Below are 7,390 nucleotides of genomic sequence, written 5' to 3' on the forward strand. Positions count from 1 at the left end.
GTGACTGCCGTAACCGGGGCGGGGCGAGGATGATGGCGGTCGTGGCCGACCGAACCGAAACACCCGATATGAAACCCCGTAGCCGCGACGTCACCGACGGCTTGGAGAAAACCGCCGCGCGCGGCATGCTGCGCGCGGTCGGCATGGACGACGACGATTTCGCCAAACCGCAGATCGGGGTGGCCTCGTCGTGGAACGAGATCACCCCGTGCAATCTCTCCCTCGACCGGCTGGCCCAGGGCTGTAAGGACGGCGTGTTCGCCGCGGGCGGGTTCCCGATGCAGTTCGGCACCATCTCGGTGTCGGACGGCATCTCGATGGGACATGAGGGCATGCACTTCTCGCTGGTTTCGCGGGAGGTGATCGCCGACAGCGTCGAGACGGTCATGCAGGCCGAGCGTCTCGACGGGTCGGTGCTGCTCGCCGGCTGTGACAAATCGCTGCCCGGCATGATGATGGCGGCGGCCCGGCTGAACCTGGCCAGCGTCTTCCTCTATGCCGGCTCGATCCTGCCCGGTATCGCCAAACTGTCCGACGGCACCGAACGCGAAGTGACGATCATCGATGCGTTCGAGGCCGTCGGCGCGTGTTCGCGTGGGCTGATGAGCCGCGAGGACGTCGACGCCATCGAGCGGGCGATCTGCCCGGGCGAGGGTGCCTGCGGTGGGATGTACACGGCGAACACGATGGCCAGTGCCGCCGAAGCGCTCGGTATGTCGTTGCCCGGCAGCGCGGCGCCGCCCGCGACCGACCGCAGGCGCGACGGCTACGCCCGGCGCAGTGGGCAGGCCGTGGTCGAGTTGATCCGGCGCGGCATCACCACCTCCGACATCCTCACCAAGGAAGCCTTCGAGAACGCGATCGCCGTCGTCATGGCCTTCGGCGGCTCGACCAACGCGGTGCTGCACCTGCTGGCCATCGCGCACGAGGCCAACGTCGACCTGACCCTGGACGATTTCGCCAGGGTCGGCCGCCGGGTGCCGCACCTGGCCGACGTCAAACCGTTCGGCAGGCATGTGATGACCGATGTCGACCGCATCGGTGGCGTGCCGGTGATGATGAAGGCCCTGCTCGACGCCGGTCTGCTGCACGGCGACTGCCTGACGGTCACCGGCCGCACCGTCGCCGAGAACCTGGCCGCGATCGCCCCGCCCGACCCGGACGGCAAGGTGGTGCGCGCCCTGGCCGAGCCGATCCACCCGACCGGCGGTATCACCATCCTGCACGGTTCGCTGGCTCCCGGCGGCGCCGTGGTCAAGTCGGCCGGCTTCGACTCCGATGTCTTCCTCGGCACCGCGCGGGTCTTCGACCGCGAGCGGGCGGCGATGGACGCGCTCGAAGACGGCACCATCACCGCGGGCGATGTGGTCGTCATCCGGTACGAAGGCCCGAAGGGCGGGCCGGGCATGCGCGAGATGCTGGCGATCACCGCCGCGATCAAGGGCGCCGGCCTCGGCAAGGACGTACTACTGCTGACCGACGGCCGGTTCTCCGGCGGCACCACCGGACTCTGCGTCGGTCACGTCGCGCCCGAGGCCGTCGACGGCGGGCCGATCGCTGTCGTCCGCGACGGTGACCGGATCCGCCTCGATGTCGCGGCCGGCACCCTCGACCTGCTGGTCGACGACGACGAACTGGCCCGCAGGCGCGAGGGCTGGGCGCCGCTGCCGCCGCGATACACCCGCGGCGTGCTGGCGAAGTACTCGAAGCTGGTCGGTTCGGCGTCATCCGGCGCGGTCTGCGACTGAGGTTCGACGTCGTGGGCCGAGCGCGTGCGGCACTCGAATCGTGCCCGCACGCGCCGCCTGACCTCAGGCCGGGCGCCCGCTGGGCGGTGTGCCGACCGTCGTCGTCGTCGGATCGATGACGGCGAACGTCTCACCCTGCGGCGCCCGCACCACGCCCTGACGGCCGAACGGGCTGTCGCCCGGACCGCTCATCACCCGAGCGCCGAGCTCGGTGGCGCGGGTGAGCGCGGTGTCGGTGTCGTCGACCTGGAACCAGGCCAGCCAGTACGCGGAGTCGCCGGCGGTGATGTCGTTGATGCCGCCGAGCGGGTGGTCGCTTCCGGCGTGGCCGAAGGTCGAGTAGGTGAAGTTCTCGCCGTCGCCGATCTCGGTGTACGTCCAGCCGAAGACCTCGGCGTAGAACTCCTGTGCCCGCCGGTAATCGCCGGTGTGCAGTTCGTTCCAGCAGTAGGCGCCGTGCTCGTTGAAGATCCCGGCGCCGTGGTGGGCCTTGGCCTGCCACACACCGAAGACGCCGCCGGTCGGGTCGGCCGCGACGCACATCCGGCCGACGTCGAGCACATCGAAGGGCGGCAGCATCACCGTCCCGCCCGCCGCGCCGATCCGGGCGGCGACGGCGTCGGCGTCATCGGCGGCGAGGTAGGTCGTCCAGGTCGACGGCATCGGCATACCCGCGGGCTTGGGGCCGATTCCGGCCGCGGGCCGGCCCTTGCGCAGCGCGATCAGGTAGCCGCCCGCGTGCTGGGGGCTGTCGGAGATCTCCCAGCCGAACAGGTCGGCGTAGAACGTACGAGCTCGAGCCACATCGTCGACCTGGCAGTCCACCCAGCAGGGTGTGCCTTCCGGCCAGGCCTTCTCACGGGTTGGCATCAGCGGAACCTCCCTGGCATTCGAGTCGGAAGACCGACCGCCTGAACCCGGTCGGCGTCCGCTCAGTCAATCACTCGGCCGCGGCCGGCGACAGGGTCGCGGCGTATGTTCACCCGTTCCGGGCGAACCCCCGAGCGCACGCCGGCTTCGACCGCTCGGATGTGGCAGTGATCGAGCACAGACTTCGGCCGAGTGGTCGACAAGATCGTCCGGCGCGCGAGAGGATCGTGACGCCCGTCCTACGGTGCGCGGGCCGAGGAGGTGGGAGATGGTGGCCGGTCGCGTGCCGAAGAGTCGTTTCGCGCGGGGGAGCAGGCTCGGACGGCTGGCGGCGGGGCAGGCGGTGCGCGGGGTCGGCACCCGGTTGTCGATGGTCGGGCGCACCGAGCAGGCCAGGCAGGTGCTCGCCGAACGCTCGGCACTGCAGACCGCGCAGCAGATCGTCACCGTGCTCGGCGGCATGAAAGGCGCGGCGATGAAGCTGGGCCAGATGCTGTCGGTACTCGATATCGACATGGTCCCCGAATCACATCGAGAACTGTTCCGGGTCAAGCTCGCCGAACTGCGCGATCAGGCGCCCGCGGTGTCGTTCGCGCAGATGCGCAAGGTCATCGAGGACGATCTCGGGCCGCTGTCGAGGGCCTTCGCCGATTTCGACGAGACGCCGATGGCCGCGGCCTCCATCGGCCAGGTGTATCGGGCCCGGCTGCACGACGGTCGCGAGGTGGCGGTCAAAGTCCAATATCCCGGCGTGGCCGAGGCCATCGCCGCCGATATGCGCAACCTGGAGTTCTTCAGCAGGCTCTGGAAGTCCGTCCTGCCCAGCGCCGCCGACGCCGCTGTGCTCGAGGAGATCACCCGCAATCTGGAACGCGAACTCGACTATCCGCGCGAGGCCCGCACCCAGCATCGGGTGGCCGAACGCTATCGCGGTCATCCGTTCATCGTGGTGCCCGACAGCGTCGAAGAACTGTGCGGGCGCCATGTGCTGGTGACCGAGCTGGTGGAAGGCAGGCAGTTCCAGCAGATCCGGGAACTGCCCGAGGCCGATCGCGACCGGATCGGCGAGCTCATCTATCGCTTCTACGTCAGCTCGCTGTTCGTCGACTACGAATTCTGCGGCGATCCGCATCCAGGCAATATCCTGCTCGCCGATGACGGCCGGGTCGGTTTCGTGGATTTCGGGCTCTACAACCAGATGGACCCGGTGCACGCCGACTTCGAGCGCAACTGCCTGCGCTACGCCGGCGAACACCGGGCCGAGGAGCTCTACGAGGCCTGGGTCGGGCGCGGCATCATCGACCCGGCCGCCGGAGTGAGTCCACAGGAATGCCTCGAATACGTCTGGGCGGCGGCGGGCTGGCACTTGCTCGACGAGCAGATCACCATCACCCCCGAGTTGGCGACCGGGGCGGTGGTGCTCGCCGTCGACCCGCGGGCTTCGGAGTTCAAGGGCATGCGTCATCAGCTGCTGCCGCCCGAGCACGTGTTCTCCCGCCGCGCCGATCTGTTCACCTATGCCGCGCTCGGCCAGCTGGGCTCGACCAACAACTGGCATCGGATCGCGCGGGAGTGGCTCTACGGCGAAGCTCCCGTCACCGAGATCGGAGTTGCCACGCAGCGCTGGCGCACTCGCTAAGGTGAGTACTCACTCATTTTCAGCGAGAACGGCAGGGGAGCGCCATGCCCTCGAAGACAGTCGGTCAGCGTCGACGTCCCAGCCAGGAGCGCGCGAAGGCGACCAGGGAGCACATCCTCGATACCGCGGCCCGATTGTTCGGTGAGCGCGGCATCGCCAATACCTCGACCAACCGGATCGCCACCGAAGCCGGGCTGAGCATCGGCACGGTCTACCGCTACTTCTCCGACCGCACCGTCATCGTCGAGGAATTGCTCGGCCGCCTGCTCGAAGACATCGAAAGACGCTTCACACAGCAGGTTTTCGATCTGTCGGAGAACTCGGTCGAGGATCTGACCATCAATGTGCTCGAGGTGATCACCGAGGAACTGGTGGCCAACGCCGCGCTGGTGCGCGCGCTGGTCGCCGGGGTTCAGTTCTACAACAGCGGAATTCCCGAATTCGAACCACGGCTGCGGCTGCTGGTGAAGGTGCTGCTGATCCAAGTGCTCGGTCCCGGTGACGATCACGAATACGACCTGATGACGTTCGTGGTGCTCAATACCGGTTTCGCCGCCGTGCTGCGGGCCTCGGCCCTCGAGGTCGGAATCGAGGAACGCCAGGAGGCCATCGCGATGACCGCGCGGATGCTCGGCGCCTGGTTCGAGGCCGAAGCCGCAGCACGCGGCCTGCGCGAGAGCCGTTTCACGGGGCTGGGCAAACGGAATGGGAAGCCGCCGGCTCGGGCGGGGAACAAAAAGTGAGCGGTTCCCCAGGTATCACTGCGCTCTGATGCCGGTTTCGTGCGGTGTTTCCGGCGAAGTGCCTGGTAGATGCGGTTGCGCAGGGTGGCGGGGAACTCGAGCAAAAGGGAGTGGAAGGTGAGCGCGCGCTCGCATTAGTGTTCGTTGCGTAGTACAGGTGACGAGGAGGTCACACGTGACGATCGAGAACGCGATTCGCCCCGGATGCCAGACCCCCGGACGGTCCATCTCACCGCCCGTTCGTGATGTCCGCCGGTTGTCGCGCCGGCTGGTCGATCATCTGGCCGGCTCGGTACCCCCGTTCACCACTCTCACAGCCGAGGTGATGGCCGGAGACGTGGCGGCCCTGGTCCGGGTCTGCGTGGAGTGGTCCATCCAGCGGATGAACGGCGACGACCAGCCTGTGCCCACCGAACGCATCAATGCCGCGGCAGCCAAGTGGGCCAAGGACGGCGTGCCCATCGACACCGTGTTGCACGCCGTGCACGCGGGATTCAAGGCGGGCCTTGACCTGTTGTTCGCGCGCACCGAGCCGAACGGCAGCGGCAACATCGTCGACGGCACCACTGCCGCACTGGAGCTGCTGAACCTCATCACCTCGACGGTGAGCAAGGCCTATGTGCGCGAACACCGCGCAGGCGTCGCCGAACACCACACCGCGGTGCATACGCTCACCTCGGCGCTGCTCGGCGGCCACGCCACCTCGAAGATGGCGCGCGAGTGCGGTATTCAGATCGCGGCCGAGTACTTCGTGCTGGCGGTATCGCTGCCCGCGCATCCGGACGAGAGCCATCCGCGGCTGGATCCGCATGTCGTCGCGCGGCGCAAGCTGCGCCGGGTGCAGGCCGCGCTGGCCGATCAGTTCGGCGACACCGCGCTGTCGCTGCTGTCGGTGGACGGCGGCACCATCCTGGTGCCGGCGAGCGCCTGCGCCGAGTCCGAGCTCGACGAGATGGTGCGCAAGCTGTCCGAGGCCGCGCTGGTGCCGATCCGGGCCACCGTCCTCACCGCGGCTGCCGATGAGGTCGCCTCGGCCGCCGACCGCGCGCACGACCTGCTCGACACCGTGCATCAACTCGGGCGCGGGCCCGGCCTGTACCGGTTCGCCGAGCTGGCGCTGCACTATCAGCTCACCCGCCCCGGCATCGGCCGCGACATCCTGCACGCCCGGCTGGCGCCGCTGGACGATCACCCCGAGCTGATGGAGACCCTTCGGGTGTTCTTCGCCATGGACCTCAACCGGCAGCGCACCGCCCGCATCCTGCACGTGCACCCCAATACCGTCGACTATCGGCTACGCCGTATCGGTCAGCTGACCGGCCTGGATCTGTCGCCCACCGAAGGCCTTTGGTATCTGCGTTCGGCCCTGATCGCCCGCGTCAACGGGCCTCGCGATTCAGCAGTCGACGCGCGCCAGCCTGCCTGAGTTCCCGGCGGCGAGACTCGTGGCCGCCGGCTCCAGCGGAACCCGCACGCACCTGGCCGTGCGGTGAGGCGATCGCCAGGGAGCGTGTTCTCGCCCGGCGCGCGGTGAGTTCCCTAGTCGGGGGCGGCCCGTGGCCGCATGGCGGGCATGGGTGAGTCCGGTCCCCCGGTACCGCCCTGTCCTCGCCCGTGCTGCGACAATTCGGCGCCGGTGGTACCTCCCGGCAGGCCACGGGTCTATCCTCGGTAGCCGATCCTCGATGCTGTATCCATCTCGATGCTGTATCCGCTTTCTCGATGTCCTGGGCTTTTCCCAATCGTCGGAAGGATCGAATCGTGAGGAGCCGAGCACGTAGCTTGATCGCGGCGTTGGCGATTGCCCTCGCTGTCGGGGCCGGTGCGGTCAGCGCCCCGCACGCCTGGACCCAGCCGGTCACCGAGGTCGCCGGCGCCGATTTCTATGTACCCCCGGCCCCGCTACCCGGTGGGCCGGGCACCATCGTGCGCGCCGAGCCATCGCACCTGGCGCTGTCGATGGGAGCGATGCCCGCGACGTCGACCCGGGTGATGTACACCAGCAGCGACACCCACGGCGCCCCGGCCGCCGCCACCAGCACGTTCCTGATGCCCGCGGTGCCGTGGACCGGACCAGGACCGCGACCGTTGGTCGCCTACGCGGGCGGAACGAAGGGCCAGGGTGATCAGTGCGCGCCCTCGAAACTGCTCGCCCAGTTCATCCATTTCGAGCCGCCGGTCAACCTGATCTTCGAGTACGACGTCGTCGCGTTGTATTCGCTGCTGTCGCGTGGCATGGCGGTGGTGATGACGGACTACCAGGGCCTCGGCACGCCGGCCGTGCACGGCTTCCTCAATCGTAAAGAGCAGGCCCATGCCGTGCTCGACTCCGCTCGCGCGGCGCTGCGGCTGGCCGGCACCGGCCTGGCCCCGGATTCGCCGGTCATCCT

Annotated in this window: 6 protein-coding genes; 5 read left to right on the plus strand and 1 reads right to left on the minus strand. The window is 68.5% G+C overall.

Annotation, left to right across the window (positions count from 1 at the left end; genetic code table 11):
- The first annotated feature begins 32 nt into the window (after positions 1 to 32).
- On the plus strand, positions 33 to 1,748 hold the full coding sequence (gene ilvD / locus RJ05_RS06085; protein WP_036534116.1) for a dihydroxy-acid dehydratase: 1,716 nt from the start codon (positions 33 to 35) through the stop codon (positions 1,746 to 1,748).
- Between the two features lie 63 nt (positions 1,749 to 1,811).
- On the opposite strand, the gene RJ05_RS06090 is transcribed toward ilvD, so the two are convergent.
- Positions 1,812 to 2,618: a VOC family protein gene (locus RJ05_RS06090; RefSeq protein WP_036534064.1), complete on the minus strand. Its 807-nt coding sequence runs from the start codon at positions 2,616 to 2,618 to the stop codon at positions 1,812 to 1,814.
- A gap of 271 nt (positions 2,619 to 2,889) precedes the next feature.
- On the opposite strand from RJ05_RS06090, the gene RJ05_RS06095 reads away from it, so the two are divergent.
- The 4 genes from RJ05_RS06095 to RJ05_RS06110 all read left to right on the plus strand — a co-directional run.
- On the plus strand, positions 2,890 to 4,257 hold the full coding sequence (locus RJ05_RS06095) for an ABC1 kinase family protein (RefSeq protein WP_036534119.1): 1,368 nt from the start codon (positions 2,890 to 2,892) through the stop codon (positions 4,255 to 4,257).
- A 44-nt stretch (positions 4,258 to 4,301) separates the two neighbouring features.
- Positions 4,302 to 5,000 (plus strand): TetR/AcrR family transcriptional regulator, encoded by a 699-nt coding sequence (locus tag RJ05_RS06100; protein ID WP_036534066.1) that lies wholly within the window; start codon positions 4,302 to 4,304, stop codon positions 4,998 to 5,000.
- Between the two features lie 175 nt (positions 5,001 to 5,175).
- Entirely contained in the window at positions 5,176 to 6,426 is a 1,251-nt protein-coding gene (locus RJ05_RS06105; protein WP_036534068.1) for a PucR family transcriptional regulator, read from the plus strand.
- Between the two features lie 335 nt (positions 6,427 to 6,761).
- The coding region (locus tag RJ05_RS06110) for a lipase family protein (RefSeq protein WP_036534121.1) at positions 6,762 to 7,390 on the plus strand (629 nt) is incomplete at its 3' end.

The organism is Nocardia cyriacigeorgica NBRC 100375 (genome assembly GCF_000308555.1).
Taxonomy (GTDB): domain Bacteria; phylum Actinomycetota; class Actinomycetes; order Mycobacteriales; family Mycobacteriaceae; genus Nocardia; species Nocardia cyriacigeorgica.

Excerpts from the sequence above, each read along its gene's own strand:
- RJ05_RS06090 (WP_036534064.1), bottom strand. The coding sequence starts at position 2,618 with ATGCCAACCCGTGAGAAGGCCTGGCCGGAAGGCACACCCTGCTGGGTG.
- RJ05_RS06100 (WP_036534066.1), top strand. The coding sequence starts at position 4,302 with ATGCCCTCGAAGACAGTCGGTCAGCGTCGACGTCCCAGCCAGGAGCGC.
- ilvD (WP_036534116.1), top strand. The coding sequence starts at position 33 with ATGGCGGTCGTGGCCGACCGAACCGAAACACCCGATATGAAACCCCGT.